Raw genomic sequence first — 15,442 nt, forward strand, 5'->3', positions numbered from 1 at the left:
TCGCACATATCCTTTCGACTCGATAGGCACTCGTGCGGCGTCTCCGATTCCACGAGCACGCGCATGAGCATTCCTCAATCACTATTCACTTCGGTTGCTTCTGACGTCTTTTCCCGCCAGCGAGATCACCGCCGGGCGGTGACGGGGGCCAGCCACAAGCCGACGATCGCGTCGACCAGTCCGGCCGCGGTGGACTCCCATGTCGAGTGGGGCAGCGCGGTGCCCTCTTGCAGCGCCCGTTCCCGCTCGGCGCACATGTGCACGAGCATCAACCGGCCCAGGTCGTTGCGCTCCTGCCGCACTTCCTCGGGGAGACGGGGCACCAGCCGGAACATGCCTTCGTGGCCTTGCTGCAGCGACCGCGAGGTGTACGCCTCATCGACCACGCGCTTTCGATAGGAGGGATGGGTCATCACCTGGGCGACGAACCGCGCGTACCAGGAGGGGCTGCCCAGCGAGGCGAGGTGCTCGGTGGTTGGCCGCACGAGGCAGGACACCCAGTCGCGCAGGTCGGGCGAGCCGGTGACCTGAGCGAGCATCTCGGTACGCCGCCGCTCGATGGACTCGGAGTGCCGGCGCATGATCGCCACCACGAGGTCCTCCTTGGAGCCGAAGTGGTAGCCGACGGCGAAGTTGTTCGACTGGCCGGCCGCCTCACTCACCTGGCGGTTGGAGACCGCCTCCACGCCGTGCTCGGCGAACAGCCGCTCCGCGGTGACGAGGAGCAACTCGCGCGTCTCGCTGCCCCGGTCGGATTTGCCCGGGCCCACCCGCGCCATGACCTGTTTGCTGCCGTCGGCACTCATCATGACCTCCGGAGGGGGAAAGGCCCGTCCCTGAATCCATGCGTGGGGTTTTAAGTCACTCGACTGATGAAGTCAACCGACTTAAATCGACGTCCATCGCGATGATGGATGCCTTGCTTCCAGGCCTGGGTCCGGTCGATTCCGGAGACGCTCTACAGGCGGGGCGGCCTCCGGCTGCTGGCGGGGGAGGGTGGACGTCAGTTTCCTCGGGAACCAGGCGTCCCGGCGCCCATGAGAACCGAACGCATCTTCATCCCCACCGACTTCGCCCCCGACTCCCTCTGCTGGCGTGGTGACGAACTCGTCGACTGGGTCTCCGGCGGCCGCTCCTACGCCCTGGACGGAAGCATCACCGAGTCCGACATCAGCTATCGCTACCGCTTCGACAGCGCGGTGATGTCCCAGGATGGCCGGTACGCCGTCCTCTACGAGAAACTCGGGACGAAGGGGCTCCTGCTCCACCAGGGCCGGGTGCTGCGCGAGCTGAACCGCAGCTTCTACCACGCGGACACCTACGAGTACCCCGTCGCCCTGATGACCTCGCCGGGTGGCCGCACGCTCCTGGCCCACTGCCCCGACGAGTATTGCCGTCTGGAACTCGAGGATGCCGAGACCGGGGAGCGGCTCACCCGGCGGGAGGGTGAATCGTCAGACATCTTCCACTCCCGGCTCCAGTTCAGCCGCGATGGACGTTTCCTGCTCAGCGCGGGGTGGATCTGGCATCCCGTGGACACGGCGTATGTCTTCGACGTGGCGCTCGCGCTCGAGCAGCCCCGGTCGTTGGACGAGCCCAAGGACCTGGAGCTGGGTGACTCGTTCGTGGAGATCCACTCGGCGACTTTCGGCGAGCGGGACACGCTGGTCTTCGAGTGCTCGGGCCTGGAAGGTGAAGCGGTTTCCTTACCGGATGGACAGCCGGAGGGCTCGGGAGGACTCGTGGTGTACTCGCTCACCGAGCGTCGCGTCCTGTCCGTGGCTCCCCTGGAGAAGCCCACGGGGACCCTGATGGTGGCGGGCGGGTACGCGGTCGGCTTCTACGAGCATCCCAGGCTTTTCGAGCTGACGACCGGACGCATCCTGGAGCAATGGCCTGAACTCCATACGGGCCGTCAGGGCAGCAGCATCATCCACCACCTACCGCCCGCGCCGCCGTTCGCGCTGGACCCCGCCGGTCGTCGCCTCGCCGTGGCGACGGACAAGGGCATCGAGGTGGTCCGCATCCTCCCGGGATGACTCCTGTCGTCTGAAAATATTTCGGCGGACCGCGGGCCCTTCAACGACTCTCAGCGTGTGGTGAGACGCGGACTCCAGTCGCCCGATGTCTCGTGCGCCACAACAGACCAACGACGGCAGGGATGGTCCCCAGGCCAATTGCGCCCGTGACAATCCGTCCATATTTCCTGCTGCGTTCGTTCATGTGTCCAAAAGACTCTTCTTTTTACAGACCTACAATCCACCGTTTCTAGAAGCGCCCCATCCCTGGCCTGGCGGAGCCTGCTTGCCTGCCCTGGTCATATGGGATTACAGCGTCAGGTATGGGCAGTCCTGACTTCCTGGATTGAGCCGTCTTTAAAGACAAACACGAGTATCGCTGTCTTTATTCGCTCTCTTTCGTGAATACCTGAGCCGGGATTTCTCATTCCCTGGTCTCAGGGCCTCAACGTACCAGGAGAACATCGTATGATACGCCACACTGCCCTGGCTCTTTCCCTGTGTGTGTTTGGTCATGCACAGGCGCAGGGGCTCTCCACGACCGCGACCGAGCCCGACGCCATCCGTTTCCTCGAGCAGGCAACCTTCGGCCCGCGGCTCGCCCATGGGGTGAGCCCGCTGCCCATCGACAGCGTGGAGGGGGTGATGAGTGTTGGCGTCTCCCAGGCCATCACCGAGCAGCTCGCCGCTCCCCGTACCGTGTTCGACGGAACGACCTCGACCGTGGATCTCGGCTCTCAATTCTTCTACAACGCCGTCATGGGCAGGGATCAGCTCCGGCAGCGCGTGACCTTCGCGCTCAGCCAGATCCTCGTCGTCTCGGAAAGCGCCATCCGCGATAATTCAACCACCCCCGAGTTGGAGCCCAAGGTGGCGCTGGCGGATTATCTCAACCTGCTCTCCGCGAACGCTTTTGGTAACTACCGCACCTTGCTCGACGCGGTCACCCGCAACCCCGCCATGGGAACCTATCTCAACATGGCGAACAACCTGGCGTTCGACTGGGCAGGTCGGCCCCTGCCGCTGAACGAGAACTTCTCCCGGGAGATGCTCCAGCTCTTCACGCTCGGGCTGGACAAGTTGAACGAGGACGGCACCCCCGTGCTCGACGCCAATGGCGTGCCCATCCCCGCGTACAGCGAGGCCCAGGTCCAGGCGTTCGCGCGAGTCCTCTCCGGGTGGACCTATGCCAGCACCGCGGGCTGTCCGACCAAGGGTCACAACAACACCATCAGCTACGCCCAGCCGCTGATTGCCTGTGATCTGAATCACGACTCCTCCGCGCAGACCCTCCTTCGGGGCGCGGTGACGACCGCGGGAGCGAGCGCCACGGTGCATCTCCAGGAGGCGCTCGACAACGTCTTCGCCGACCTGAACCTGCCTCCGTTCATCAGCAAGCAGCTCATCCAGCACCTCGTCACCAGCAATCCCAGCCCCGAGTACGTCCGCCGGGTGGCGGCGGTCTTCAAGGACAATGGAAGTGGTGTGCGCGGCGACCTGGGCGCGGTGGTCCGCGCGATCCTCGAGGACCCCGAGGCCCGCGGTGACAAGGCTCCGGCGCAGCTCGAGGCCACCTACGGTCGGCTTCGTCCGCCCGTGCTGTTCATCACCTCACTGATCCGGGGGTTGAACGGCACGCTCGATACGACGGCGTCCAAGAACCCGGGAGGCAGGCTCAACACCTATAGCCGCACGCTCGGACAGGACGTGCCCAGGCCGCCCTCGGTCTTCAGCTACTACTCGCCCCACACGCCCGCTCCTGGCGGCAATGGGCTCCTCGGCCCCGAGTTCGGCATCCTGGACTCCGCGACGGCCACCGCTCGCGCCAACTTCGTGTACGACCTCATCTACAACAACTTGTCGAGTGCTGGGATCGTGATTGATTTCACCTCGCTGCCCGTCAATCCAGACGGCCTGGTGGCCTGGCTCGGCCGGTATTGGATTCATGGCGAGATGTCCTCGGAGCTGAGCACCGCGCTCCTCCAGGCCATGAACGATCCTCGCGCCGGCGGCAACACCCGCAAGCAGCAATTGGCCATCTATCTCACGTCGCTCTCTCCCGAGTTCCAGATCCAGAGGTAATCCCATGAAGATCTCGCGCCGCCAACTCCTTCGCGCCACGGGCCTGCTCTCCGCCGCCGCCACTCTTCCCCGCTGGTCGGGTGAGGCGAACGCCGCCTCGGCCACGGGCTACTCCGGTTACCGCGCCGCCATCTGTGTCAGCCTTCTGGGCGGCAACGACTCCAACAACCTCCTCGTGCCCAAGCTGGAGACGCCCTACGCCCAATACATGGCGGCACGGCCGAACATTGGTCTCAAGCAGACGGACCTGTTGCCCATCAACCCGCTGGGCCTCGCCGCCGGTGCCTATGGGCTGCATCCCTCGCTCACGAAGCTCCAGGCGCTCTTCGAGCAGGGGCGGGCCGCCGTGGTGTGCAACGTGGGACCGCTCGTGCTGCCGATGATCAAGTCGGACTACACCTCGAGCACGGTGGTGCGGCCGGACAACCTGTTCTCCCACGAGGACCAGCAGGAGGCCTGGGCGAGCGGCATCGCGAACCCCTCCAACGTCGTCCTCCCCCTGGCGCTCATCGGAAAGTCGACCGGATGGGGTGGCCGGACCGCGGACAAGATCCACGGCCTGAATCCCGGAGAGTATCCGGAGGTGACCTCGTTCAGCAGTGGCCAGGTGCTCTTCACCGAGGGCGCCACACGGCGTCCGCTGATGGTGGCCTCCAACGGCGTCCTGAGTGTCAAGGAGACGACCGACGCCGCCTTCAATGCCCTTCAGCGGGAGTCGCTCGCCCAGGTGCTGGCCATCGACAACGGCGTCACCCTGGAGGCGTCCTATGGCGGGTCGTTCGCCATGGCACAGGCCTTCGCCAGCTCGCGCACCGCCGCGCGGGAGGTCGCCTGGAATCGGCTCCCCCAGGCGACGCGTGCCGCGATCGAGGCCCTGTTCGTCCCCCCCAAGGACAGTGGGGGTTGGTCGCTGCACACCCAGCTCTACCAGGTTCTCCGGGATCTCGTGGCGGCGGCGACCCCGGTGGCCAGTGGCGGTCTGGGCCTCAAGCGCCAGCTCTTCTCGGTGATACTCGGCGGCTTCGACACCCACATCGGGCAGGACGCGACCCAGGCCTCGCTGTTCCGGCAGCTCGACTTCGCGCTCGATGCCTTCTACCAGGCGCTCGTGCTGGTCCAGGGGGCGTTCGGCACCAGTGCGCCACAGGCCACGCTCTTCACGATGAGCGACTTCAGCCGCACCCTCGTGGAGAACTCCAACCGGGGAACGGACCATGGCTGGGGCAGCCACGCCATCGTCCTCGGGGATCGCGTCGCCGGACGCCGACTCTACGGCACCTTCCCCAACCTGGACCTGTCGAACAACGCGGCGAACAACCTCGACACCGTCGACGAGAAGGGCCGCTGGATTCCCACGTTGTCCATGGACCAGTACGCCCACTCCGTCGCGCAGTGGATGGGTTTGTCGACCACCGCGGAGCGCGACTACGTGTTCCCCAACATCAAGGACTATCTCGACTCGGCGGTCGCGAGGGGATTCCCCGCCGCCGCGCAAAGCGCCACGGTCGGGTTCATGATGGTGGATGGATAGAAAAGTCGCTGCCCGAGTGGAGAAGCCGCTTTTTGGCGGACCCATCCGGGCCCAGGGTGGAGTCGAACCACTCGCCTTTCGGCGATACCAGAGCGTGTAGGGCCTCTCCGGCCGGGCAGCTTCTCCAGGGACGCGGGGGCGCGATTCTTCCTGACCGCCGATTTTCCTTCCCCGTGCGTCAGTGCTCCGGGGGGCTGGAGACCAGGGCGGTGACGTCGCGGAAGGCCCCCTGGCACGGGGCCACGTCGGACGCGAGGTAATGGGCCACCCGGCCGGGCGTCAGCGCGACGATGGCCGAGGAGCGGGTGCCATAGTGCGGCGTGTGGATGCACAGCGCCTGGCATTGGCGGAAGAATTCCTTCAGCTCCGGATGGCCGTCCTCCTCCGGCAGTGGGTCCGGCCCGTGCTCCGGGAGCACGTGGTCCGCCAGCAGCGTCTGGAGCGACCGCGCCAGCTCCGGCCAGGACTGGTGGGCGAGGCGCTCGGCCAGGGCCCGGGCGCGCGGCACCTTGGGGAGCGCCGGGGAATCGAGCACGTCGTTGGACAGCACGTGGACGCCCGGGGGCACGTCTTCCAGGCGGACCCGCTCCGCGTCGGGACGGGCATAGGCCACCCGGAGCCGCAGCGCGTCCCCATAGAGGAGGTTGAAGGGACGGAACCGCCGGGCATCCAGCCCCGCCAGATAGTCCTCGACGCCCTCCTGGCTCCCGGCCCGCAGGGCGTTCAGGACGACCTCCCCTCGGGTGTAGGGCGAGCGCATGAGGTTGGCCGAGCCCCGCTGGTTCGTCAGACCCACGAAAAAGCCGTGCTCCGTCACCCCCATCCACGTCCCCTGCCGCTCCAGGTCCCGGCCTCCGATGATGCGGGGGGAGGGGACGAGCACCTGGGGCCCCTCGGCGGGGCGGTCATGGCGCTCGTCCCGGTTGGCGGCCAGCAGGAGTGGCCACTCGGGGTGGACGTGGCGGAAGGCGAGGAGGGTACACATCCTGGATCCGATAACAGCTCGTGGGCTCCCATGCACTCCGGACGCCCGCCTGCTTCTTCCCGATGACCCGGACCCTGCGAGCGGCTAATGTCCGCCGCCCTTCAGGAGAACCCATGGCGCAGAGAATCCTCGTCACCAGCGCGCTGCCGTACGCCAATGGCCCCATCCACATCGGCCACCTCGTCGAGTACGTCCAGACCGACATCTATGTCCGCTTCTTGCGCTCCAGCGGCAAGGACGTCGTCTACTTCTGCGCGGACGACACCCACGGCACCCCCATCGAGATCAACGCCGCCAAGCAGGGGCTCAAGCCCGAGGAGTTCATCGGCCGGTGGTACGACGCGCACCAGGCGGACTTCCGCGACTTCGGCGTGAGCGTCGACTACTTCCACTCCACGAACTCGCCCGAGAACAAGCACTACGCCGAGCTCATCTACGGCAAGCTCAAGGAGCACGGTGACATCGAGAAGCGCGAGATCGAGCAGGCCTACTGCGAGACCGACAAGCGCTTCCTGCCCGACCGCTTCATCAAGGGCACCTGCCCCAACTGCAAGGCCACCGAGCAGTACGGTGACGCCTGCGAGAAGTGTGGCAAGGCCTACGCGCCCACGGACCTCATCGAGCCGAAGTGCGCGCTGTGTGGCACGCCGCCCGTGCGCCGCAACTCCTCGCACCTGTTCTTCAAGCTGTCGCGCCACGCGGACTTCCTCCAGCAGACGCTGCGCCGCGAGGGCTTCATCAACCCCGGCCTCGCCACCCAGCTCCAGGGCTTCTTCGAGAAGGGTCTGGCCGACTGGGACATCAGCCGCGACGGGCCCTACTTCGGCTTCAGCATCCCGGGCGAGACGGACAAGTACTTCTACGTCTGGCTGGACGCGCCCATCGGCTACATCGCCACCACGGAGAAGTGGGCCCAGACCACGGGCAAGGCGAAGAGCGCCCTGGACTTCTGGTCCGAGGGCAGTGACGCGCGCATCATCCACTTCATTGGCAAGGACATCGTCTACTTCCACGCGCTCTTCTGGCCCGCGGTGCTCAAGGTGGCCGGGCTCAAGCAGCCCGATGCCATCAAGGCCCACGGCCACCTCACGGTGAACGGCGAGAAGATGTCCAAGAGCCGCGGCACGCTCATCCCCGCGCGCTCCTACCTGGAGCACCTGGACCCGAGCTACCTGCGCTACTTCTACGCGGCCAACCTCGGCCCGGGCGTCGAGGACCTCGACCTGAGCCTCAAGGACTTCCGCCTCCGGGTGAACGGCGAGCTGGTCAACAACATCGGCAACCTCGCCAACCGCAGCCTGTCCATGCTCGCGGGCGCCGCGCTGGACAAGCGGCTGGCTCCCGCGACGAAGGAAGGCCCCGGCCGCGCCCTGGTCGAGGCCGCGCTCGCCCGCGTCCCCGAGGTGCGCGAGGCCTACGAGAAGCTCGAGTACCGCAACGCCATCCGCGTCATCACCGAGATCTCCCAGTCCGCCAACGGCTTCCTCCAGACCGCTGCCCCCTGGGTCAAGGTGAAGACGGACCCCGAGGCCGCTCGCGCCGACCTGAGCGACGCCGCCGAGGTGGCCTACCTGTTGGGTGCGCTGCTCACGCCGGTGATTCCTCGCGTGACGGAGAAGCTCTTCGCCCAGCTCAACGCGCCGCCGCTCACCTTCGAGGCGCTCGCCACCGCGCGCTACCCGCTGCTCGACCGCGCCCGCCCCGTGGGCACCCCCGAGCCGCTCATGCCGCGTCTGGAGGAGGAGCGCGTCAACGCCATCCTCGGCGGCGCGGCCCCCGCCGCCGAGCCCGCCCCGGAGACGAAGAAGGGCGGCAAGGCCGAGAAGAAGGCCGCCGAGCCCAAGCCGGCCGAGGCCAAGGCTCCCGAGGCGAAGCCCGCCGAGGCCGAGCCCGGGGAGATTGAAATCACCGACTTCGCCAAGGTGGTGCTCAAGGTGGGCCACATCCTGTCCGCCGAGCGCGTGCCCAAGGCGGACAAGCTGCTCAAGCTGACAGTGGACCTCGGGGAAGGACAGCCGCGCACCATTTGTTCCGGCATCGCCGAGGCCTTCCAACCCGAGCAGGTGCAGGGCCGCAAGGTGGTGGTGGTGGCCAACCTCAAGCCGCGCATGCTGCGGGGCATCGAGTCGCGCGGGATGATTCTCACCGCGGGCTCCGGGGGCAAGAACCTGTCGTTGCTGGACCCGGGCGACATGCCGCCGGGCTCCGAGGTGAAGTGAGCGTGATGGACTGGCGGGCCGAACGGGACCGGGCCCTCTTCTCCCTCGAGCACGACAGGGATCCGCGCCTGCGTGCCGAGGCGGCGGAGCTGCTCTTCCACCTCGCGGCCGAGGATGCCTCACGCGCGCCCGAGCTGGCTCCCGTCCTTCCCCGCCTGCTCGCGGACAAGCAGGTGGCGGTGCGCCGCACCGGCGTGGGCCTGGCCACCGCGGTGCTTCCCGCCGACGAGCTGCCGGGCTTTCTCGCCGCCCGGGCCTCCGACGAGGAAAGCCTCGTGCGCCTGGAGGCCGCCGGGCGGATGGCCGACCTCGTCCGGGCGGACTGCCGCGGCTCCCTGGCCCGCTTCCTGGAGGATTCCTCCTTCGAGGTCCGCTTCGAGGCCGCGCGTGGCATGGCCTCGCTCCAGCACCCCGCGGGGCTCGAGGTGCTGCTCCAGGCCCTGGACAAGGACTTGTTGCGCTTTCGCGCGCTCGGGGCGCTCGCCGAGCTGGGAGATGCGCGCGCTGTGTCCGCGGTGAAATCGCTGTTCCACCGGCTGCTGTTGCCCGCGTTCGATCGTACCCAGGCGGCGGGGGTGCTCGCGCGGCTGGGCGACGCCGAGGGCGCGGCGTGGCTGCTCAAGCGCAGCGAGCGGCGGCGGTGGAACTGGGCCCAGGACCGGGCCCTCGCCGTGGAGCTGTGTGGCGAGGTGAAGGCCCCGGGCGCCCTGGAGCGGCTGCACTCCATCGTCGTGGATCCCCGCGACAAGTGCCGGGGCGCGGCGGCGCGGGGCCTCGGGCGGCTGGGCGATGCGCGTGCCCTGCCGTGGCTGCTCGCGCTGCTCGATGAACCCGGAGTGCCCGAGGACTTCCGGCTCGATGCCGCCGAGGGCTTGTGGTTGCTCGCCGTTCCCGAGGGCCGGGCGCGGGTGCGCGCGGCTCTGCCCGCGTTCTCCGCCGAGGCCCGTTCCGAGCTCACCGAGCTCATCCAGGAGATGCCATGAAGCTCGTGGATTCGCACTGCCACTTCGATCGTTCCGACGCCGAGCGGGTGAACGTCGCGCTCGAGCGCGCCCGGGCCGTGGGTCTGGTGCATGCCGTCATCGTCGGCCAGTTCCAGGGGCCGGGAGACTGGGGCGCGGCACTGGAGATCGCCGCCGCCCACCCGGACTTCTTCACGCCCACGCTCGGCATCCACCCGCACGACGCGGCGAAGGCCACCGAGGCGGACTTCGAGCACCTGGCGAGCACCTGCGCCCGGCCGGAGATCAAGGCGGTGGGGGAGGCGGGGCTGGACTACTACTACGACCACTCGCCCCGGGAGGTTCAGGCGCAGGTGTTCCGTCGGCAGTGCGCCCTGGCGCGCGAGCTGGGCAAACCACTCGTGGTGCATGTGCGCGACGCGCACGAGGACTGCGAGGCCATCCTCAAGGAGGAGGGCGTGCGGCAGGGCGTCATCCACTGCTTCACCGGGGACACGGACGCGGCGCGGCGCTACCTGGAGCTGGGCTTCCTGCTGTCGCTATCGGGTGTCGTCACCTACAAGAAGACCGAGGCGCTCCAGGATGCCGTGCGCTTCGCGCCGCTGGAGCGGCTGATGGTGGAGACGGACAGCCCGTACCTGGCGCCGGTGCCCTACCGGGGCAAGAAGAACGAGCCCTCGTACGTGGTCGAGACGGCGAAGAAGGTGGCCGAGCTCAAGGGTGTCTCCGTCGAGCAGGTGGCCGAGGTGACGACGGCCAATGCGGCGGCGCTGTTCGGCTTCCGCGTGTGAGCCCGGCTCAATCCAGGAAGCGGCGCTCCCAGCGGCGAAGCTCTTCGGGGACCTCTTCGTTCGGCAGATAGCGTCGTTGATAGAGGAAGGGCTCCAGGACGCGCGCCAGTTCCCGGTAGGCGGGGAGCGTGCGTCCCTCCTCGATGTCACCGGCGTCAGGATGGGCGCCGAGGGTGACGACGGCCCGCCCCTCCTCCATTTCCTGAACGGAGATGTCTGGCGAGTGCAAGCGGACTCGGAGGCCCGCGATGCCCCCCAATGCGTCCAGCACGGGAGGGCCCAGGAAGTTCAGCCAATGCACACCGTTGACCCTCGTTCCAATATCCAGGGTGGGAAGGGCAGAAAGCGCGATGTCCATGCCTGGATACCGGTTCGCTCTCGCGCGAGACACCTTCTCCAGAGACAGGAGGTCGTTCTGGGCATGAAGGGAGAGGCCTGCATGGCCAGAGCAGAAAGGAAAGCACGACGCCATTCCCATCACGAGTTCACGCACTTGCGCGAAACCGCGCTCTTTCAGGTACTCCGTGGGCAGCCAGCAAGACATCGCCGAGACCCATGTCGAAGTGTCTCTGATGAAGGGGAGGGGAGTAAACGAGCTGCCATGGTAGGTGAAGCGATAGCGAGCTTGGACGGCCGAGGTATCTGCCAGCTCAATATGGGCTTGGGTGGGGTGTCGAAGCTCATCTCGGATGAGCTTCCAGGCGGTGGAATCGAGATTTTGCCAGTACCCATCCAGGTCTGCGTACAAGCCAAGCGCACCGGGCTCCACCGCGTTCAGATAAAGTTCGAGCGAGCGCAGGGCCCCTTCCGCTATCTGCGCGTGAGGGTGCCGTGTATAGATTGTAATGCTGAATCCATCTCGAAGGACCAGAAGTCCCTTCTCTGAATAGATGCGAATATGGGGCCAGGGCTCACTATTCATGAATGACTCCCAAGCGCGGCATGTCCCGGACGCAGTTTGCTCAGTCGCTCCTCCACGCACTCGAGCGCCTCTTCATGCAGCTCCGTTCCCAACTGCATGGCCCACGTCATCCCCTTGCTTCTCGCGTTCTTCGCCCATTGCTTGTGCATTCGTCAGCAGTGGGGGTCAAACCGGCGAAGTCCCCCTCGTGCCGGAGAAGGACTTCCGAACGGGCGATGTCCGCGCATTCTGACAACGTGCGCTCGATGTCGTTTCTCGTCGGAACATCGAGCGCTACTTTAAGGAATCGCTCCTGCCCGGTGACATCGCACACGCCGGGAGGAGAACGACGAGAGCCCACGCGGCGGCCCTGTTCGAATTGTCTGTGCTTCGCGATTCGCGTTTATTGTTCACACCGTGGGCACGTACACCGAGGAGCGGCGGGGGGCGATCCGCTGGGCCAGGGACTCGAGTTCCAGATCCAACTGGGGCACGTCCAACAGCAGCGAGTCCGGATCGTAGCGGAAGTCGGCCTGGGTGAAGCCCAGCAGCGTCTGCAGGGCCTGCTCGCCGCTCTGTCCCGCCGCGGAGGCGAAGACGACCCGGCCCTTCTCCAGGTGCAGGAAGCCCTCATGGGCGTGGTACTTGAGGTGGAGCCGCCCCGACTTCTTGCCCCCGCCCAGGCACTTGAACAGCTCCGGCCCGGGCAGCTCGTCCATGCCTCCGCGCACCACCCGCGCGGGCCCGTTGTGCCGGATGCGATCCTCGTACAGGGTCTTCAGCGTCCGGGCCGCCTCGGCCAGCGCCGTGGGGGGGAGCACCGCCGTCGCCCCGCACATCATCAACCGCTCGCGCAGGCCCGGGTCCGGATCTCCGAGCACCACCAGGGGCAGGCCCGCGTGTTCCGCCGAGGCGCGCACCGCCTGCAGCAGGGCCACCACCTCGTCGATGCCGAACTTCAGCCCCACCACCAGCACGTCGCACTCCTGATGTGCCAGCGCGTCGTACGCCCCGTCCAGCAGCGACAGCGCATACGCCACCAGCCCCTGCTTCTGCACGGCCTCCAGCAGCCCGGTCCGCGTGCCCTGCTCGGGCTCCACGATGAAGATCTGCCGGCCGTCGTTGACCAGCCGTTGCCGCAGCAACTCGCCGCTCTGCACCTGCGTGACGATGCTCGCCACCAGCGGATCGTACAGCTTCCCGGCGTTCTCCTTCAGGTGCTCGATCGCCCTGGCCTTGCTGTGCAGCTTGCCGAGCGCGTTGGCCGGGTTCTTCGTCAGCTCCAGGTAGCTGTCCACCGCCGCGAGGATGCGCGCGCCCAGGGTGATGTCGTCGCCCTTGGCTCCCTGGGGCGTGCCCGAGCCGTCATAGGCCTCGTAGAGCTGCGCCAGCATGGTGTTCACCTGCACCGGCAGGTTCACCGTCTCGAAGAGCTTGGTGGGCACGCGGCAGTAGCGCTTCGCCTCGGCCATCCACTCGGGGTTCACCGCGTTGCTCGCCAGGCAGAAATGGCGCTCGGCGGGCTTGCCCAGGTCGTGCAGCAGGCCGGCGATGCTCACCGCCGTCACGTCCTTGGGCGCCATGCCCAGCCGCCGCGCCACCACCGCCGCCTGGCGCGCGAGCTGCGCCGAGTGTCCCCGGTGGTGCTTGTGATCGCGCTCCATCATCGACACCAGGATGTTCAAGGTCTCGATGTAGTCGCCGTCCGACACGGTGCCGCGCGAGGTGAGGAGCGCATCCCCCCGCGTGCCCGCGCGCGTCTGCGTGCCCGGACGTTGCAGCCGGTTGCGGGTCTCCGAGTCCAGCCGGAGCTGGAGGCTCGCCTTGGGCGCCGTCCCGGTGGTGCCCTCGAAGGCGGAGGCCATCGCGTTGACGTCCGCGCGCATGTGGCCGCCCAGCTCCAGCGACGCGAAGGCCGTGGGGTCCCCGTAGTAGTGCTTGCGGATGGCCGCGGCGATGGAGCTGCGCAGGCCCACGTACGCGTAGACCTCGGCCATGCCCGTCACCAGGGCGATCTCGTCCATCAACTTCTTGTTCTGCGGCTCGGCCGCCACCACCGACAGGAGCTTGCGCTCCGGATCGATCGCCAGCGGAAGCACGTTCTGCGCCTCCGCCAGCCGCACGGGCACCTTGTCCAGCACCTCGGTGGCGATGCGCGCCTTGGCCAGCTTCTCCGCCGAGACGAAGCGGGTCTGGAACTCGGCCGCCAGGAATCGCAGCAACCCCGATTCCTGGAGCAGGCCGATCTCCACCAGACAATCCCCCAGCCGGTGGCCGGTGATCTTCTGGTGCTCCAGCGCCTTCTGGATGGACTCGCTCGTGACCAGGCCCGCTTCGACGAGCCGTTCACCCAGCCGCTTCGGCATATCTCAACCTTCCGTGTCCGAGCCCTCCTCGGGCTTGGTGGGCTCCGCCTTCGTCGCCGTCAACACGCTGAAGGGCTTGAACGTCAGCTCCTTGGGCACGTTCACCGGCTCGCGCGGCGGCTTGGGCTCGCGCGCCTCTCGAGGCTCGCGCGCCTCCCGAGGCTCACGCGGCTCCTTGGCCTCCCGCGGCTCGCGCGGCGGACGGGGCTCGCGCGGCGGCTTGGGCGGACGCTCGGCGCGCTCGGGACGGGCCTCGGCCGGGGTGCCGTCGCCCGAGGGCGCGCCCGCGGACTTCTCCGGCCGCTCCCGGTTCTTCTTCTCCTTGTCCTTGTTCTTGCGGCGGCCACCGCCCTCCACGGGCGCCCGGCCCCGCGAGGTGGGCGCCGGACCCTTCCAGAGCGAGCGGTTGTAGGACCGGAGGTTCTCGGTCCACCGATCGTGGGGGTCGCGCTGCATGGCGTCCGTCCAGGCGGCGATGCGCGCGTCGAGCGAGGTGAGCGAGTGGATGATCTGCGCCTCGAGCGTCACGGGCACCCGGGGCGAGCCGCTCTCCACCTGGCCGAACTGGGCGATGACGAGGTGGGTGAGGTGCTGCTCGAGCAGGGGCGGGAAGTGGGGGATGCCGAGCGCCTTCTCACGGATCTTCTGCGCCGTGAGCACCAGGTGGCCCACGAGCCGGCCCTCGTCGGTGGGCTCGCCGCCCGCGGAGGTCTCCGCCACCCGCATCACGTCATGGAGCAGGGCGCCGGCGAGCAGCAGGTCGCGATCCGCCATGGGGTAGTGGTCGGCCACGCGCAGGACGAGCCGCAGCACCGACAGGAGGTGATCGGCCAGCCCCCCGCGGTAGGAGTGGTGGACGCCCTTGGCGGCGGGCGCGTGCGGCAGGGCCGCGGCGACCTGGGCGTCATCCAGGAAGGCCAGCAGCAGCGCCTTCACGTTGGGATCGTTCACGCGCTCGGTGACCAGCTCGCGGATCTGCCCCACGGCACGAGCGCCTCCGGGGCCCTCGCCACCCTTGGCGGGAGCGGACTCCTCGCGCCGGGCGGCCGGCTCGTCCTTGCGGGCCTCGTCGCGCTTGGGCGCGGCGGACTCCTCGGGGGCGGCGGCGGCCGGGGCGGGGGTGCCGGTGGGGGCTCGAACTCCTTGGGGTCGAGCGGCTCGGGATCCAGCTTCTCGAGCGCCTCGATGACGACCTGCGTCTTGCCATGGAAGGCGATGACGTGGCCGTGCACGAGCGCGTAGTCGCCCGTGGAGAAGGTGGGCTCGAGGGCGTCGACCTTGTCGAAGACGCGCGCGTCGATCTCACCGCTCTTGTCGGTGAGCACGAGCGAGAGGAACACCTTGCCACTGCGCGCGGTGACGCGGTTCTTCTGCGCCACGCGGAAGACGGTGTGGACGGGGTCCTTCTCGCGGAGATCCTTCGCGTACACCTTGCGCACCGTTTCCACGGAGGCCTCGGAGGCGGAGGAGGAAGTTGCCTGATTGTTGTCGGTCGTCATGATCTCGGCGCGGCACACTACCACCACCGGGGCGGAGTGGATGCGCTCCGTGTCCTTTCTTCCCGGGGGATCGCGTTGCCCTCGCCGA

12 protein-coding genes are annotated in these 15,442 nt (G+C 67.8%); 6 read left to right on the forward strand and 6 right to left on the reverse strand.

Annotated elements, in window-relative coordinates; all coding sequences use genetic code 11:
* Positions 1 to 125: 125 nt before the first annotated feature.
* Positions 126 to 809: a TetR/AcrR family transcriptional regulator gene (locus tag CYFUS_RS16925; RefSeq protein ID WP_232537609.1), complete on the reverse strand. Its 684-nt coding sequence runs from the start codon at positions 807 to 809 to the stop codon at positions 126 to 128.
* Positions 810 to 1,037: 228 nt separating this feature from the next.
* On the opposite strand from CYFUS_RS16925, the gene CYFUS_RS16930 reads away from it, so the two are divergent.
* From CYFUS_RS16930 to CYFUS_RS16940, 3 genes are all read left to right on the forward strand, one after another.
* Positions 1,038 to 2,039, forward strand: a complete 1,002-nt coding sequence (locus tag CYFUS_RS16930; RefSeq protein ID WP_095986167.1) for a hypothetical protein — start codon at positions 1,038 to 1,040, stop codon at positions 2,037 to 2,039.
* A gap of 447 nt (positions 2,040 to 2,486) precedes the next feature.
* Complete coding sequence (locus CYFUS_RS16935; protein WP_095986168.1) at positions 2,487 to 4,100, forward strand: DUF1800 domain-containing protein; 1,614 nt, start codon at positions 2,487 to 2,489, stop codon at positions 4,098 to 4,100.
* Between the two features lie 4 nt (positions 4,101 to 4,104).
* Complete coding sequence (locus CYFUS_RS16940) at positions 4,105 to 5,631, forward strand: DUF1501 domain-containing protein (RefSeq protein WP_095986169.1); 1,527 nt, start codon at positions 4,105 to 4,107, stop codon at positions 5,629 to 5,631.
* A gap of 178 nt (positions 5,632 to 5,809) precedes the next feature.
* On the opposite strand, the gene CYFUS_RS16945 is transcribed toward CYFUS_RS16940, so the two are convergent.
* A complete protein-coding gene (locus CYFUS_RS16945) occupies positions 5,810 to 6,616 on the reverse strand; it encodes an NRDE family protein (protein ID WP_095986170.1) in 807 nt (268 codons plus the stop codon).
* A gap of 113 nt (positions 6,617 to 6,729) precedes the next feature.
* On the opposite strand from CYFUS_RS16945, the gene metG reads away from it, so the two are divergent.
* From metG to CYFUS_RS16960, 3 genes are read left to right on the forward strand one after another with little or no spacing between them, the layout of a single operon-like run.
* Complete coding sequence (metG, locus tag CYFUS_RS16950; RefSeq protein ID WP_095986171.1) at positions 6,730 to 8,835, forward strand: methionine--tRNA ligase; 2,106 nt, start codon at positions 6,730 to 6,732, stop codon at positions 8,833 to 8,835.
* A 2-nt stretch (positions 8,836 to 8,837) separates the two neighbouring features.
* Entirely contained in the window at positions 8,838 to 9,818 is a 981-nt protein-coding gene (locus tag CYFUS_RS16955) for a HEAT repeat domain-containing protein (RefSeq protein WP_198316600.1), read from the forward strand.
* On the forward strand, positions 9,815 to 10,588 hold the full coding sequence (locus tag CYFUS_RS16960) for a TatD family hydrolase (RefSeq protein ID WP_095986173.1): 774 nt from the start codon (positions 9,815 to 9,817) through the stop codon (positions 10,586 to 10,588). The genes CYFUS_RS16955 and CYFUS_RS16960 overlap by 4 nt, the downstream gene beginning before the upstream one ends.
* A gap of 7 nt (positions 10,589 to 10,595) precedes the next feature.
* On the opposite strand, the gene CYFUS_RS16965 is transcribed toward CYFUS_RS16960, so the two are convergent.
* The 4 genes from CYFUS_RS16965 to CYFUS_RS54535 form a co-directional block, all read right to left on the reverse strand.
* A complete protein-coding gene (locus CYFUS_RS16965; RefSeq protein ID WP_232537610.1) occupies positions 10,596 to 11,510 on the reverse strand; it encodes a type VI immunity family protein in 915 nt (304 codons plus the stop codon).
* Positions 11,511 to 11,899: 389 nt separating this feature from the next.
* Positions 11,900 to 13,855, reverse strand: coding sequence for an HD domain-containing phosphohydrolase (locus CYFUS_RS16970; protein ID WP_095986174.1), 1,956 nt, complete (start codon positions 13,853 to 13,855; stop codon positions 11,900 to 11,902).
* A 3-nt stretch (positions 13,856 to 13,858) separates the two neighbouring features.
* Entirely contained in the window at positions 13,859 to 14,839 is a 981-nt protein-coding gene (locus CYFUS_RS16975) for an HD domain-containing protein (protein ID WP_420042692.1), read from the reverse strand.
* Positions 14,803 to 15,354, reverse strand: coding sequence for an OB-fold nucleic acid binding domain-containing protein (locus CYFUS_RS54535; RefSeq protein WP_420042693.1), 552 nt, complete (start codon positions 15,352 to 15,354; stop codon positions 14,803 to 14,805). The genes CYFUS_RS16975 and CYFUS_RS54535 overlap by 37 nt, the downstream gene beginning before the upstream one ends.
* Positions 15,355 to 15,442: the final 88 nt, after the last annotated feature.

It is taken from the genome of Cystobacter fuscus (genome assembly GCF_002305875.1).
Lineage (GTDB): Bacteria > Myxococcota > Myxococcia > Myxococcales > Myxococcaceae > Cystobacter > Cystobacter fuscus_A.

Bases quoted from the DNA above. Each gene is read 5' to 3' on its own strand.
- CYFUS_RS16925 (WP_232537609.1), bottom strand. From the start codon at position 809: ATGATGAGTGCCGACGGCAGCAAACAGGTCATGGCGCGGGTGGGCCCG.
- CYFUS_RS16930 (WP_095986167.1), top strand. From the start codon at position 1,038: ATGAGAACCGAACGCATCTTCATCCCCACCGACTTCGCCCCCGACTCC.
- CYFUS_RS16935 (WP_095986168.1), top strand. From the start codon at position 2,487: ATGATACGCCACACTGCCCTGGCTCTTTCCCTGTGTGTGTTTGGTCAT.
- CYFUS_RS16940 (WP_095986169.1), top strand. From the start codon at position 4,105: ATGAAGATCTCGCGCCGCCAACTCCTTCGCGCCACGGGCCTGCTCTCC.
- CYFUS_RS16945 (WP_095986170.1), bottom strand. From the start codon at position 6,616: ATGTGTACCCTCCTCGCCTTCCGCCACGTCCACCCCGAGTGGCCACTC.
- metG (WP_095986171.1), top strand. From the start codon at position 6,730: ATGGCGCAGAGAATCCTCGTCACCAGCGCGCTGCCGTACGCCAATGGC.
- CYFUS_RS16960 (WP_095986173.1), top strand. From the start codon at position 9,815: ATGAAGCTCGTGGATTCGCACTGCCACTTCGATCGTTCCGACGCCGAG.
- CYFUS_RS16965 (WP_232537610.1), bottom strand. From the start codon at position 11,510: ATGAATAGTGAGCCCTGGCCCCATATTCGCATCTATTCAGAGAAGGGA.
- CYFUS_RS16970 (WP_095986174.1), bottom strand. From the start codon at position 13,855: ATGCCGAAGCGGCTGGGTGAACGGCTCGTCGAAGCGGGCCTGGTCACG.
- CYFUS_RS54535 (WP_420042693.1), bottom strand. From the start codon at position 15,354: ATGACGACCGACAACAATCAGGCAACTTCCTCCTCCGCCTCCGAGGCC.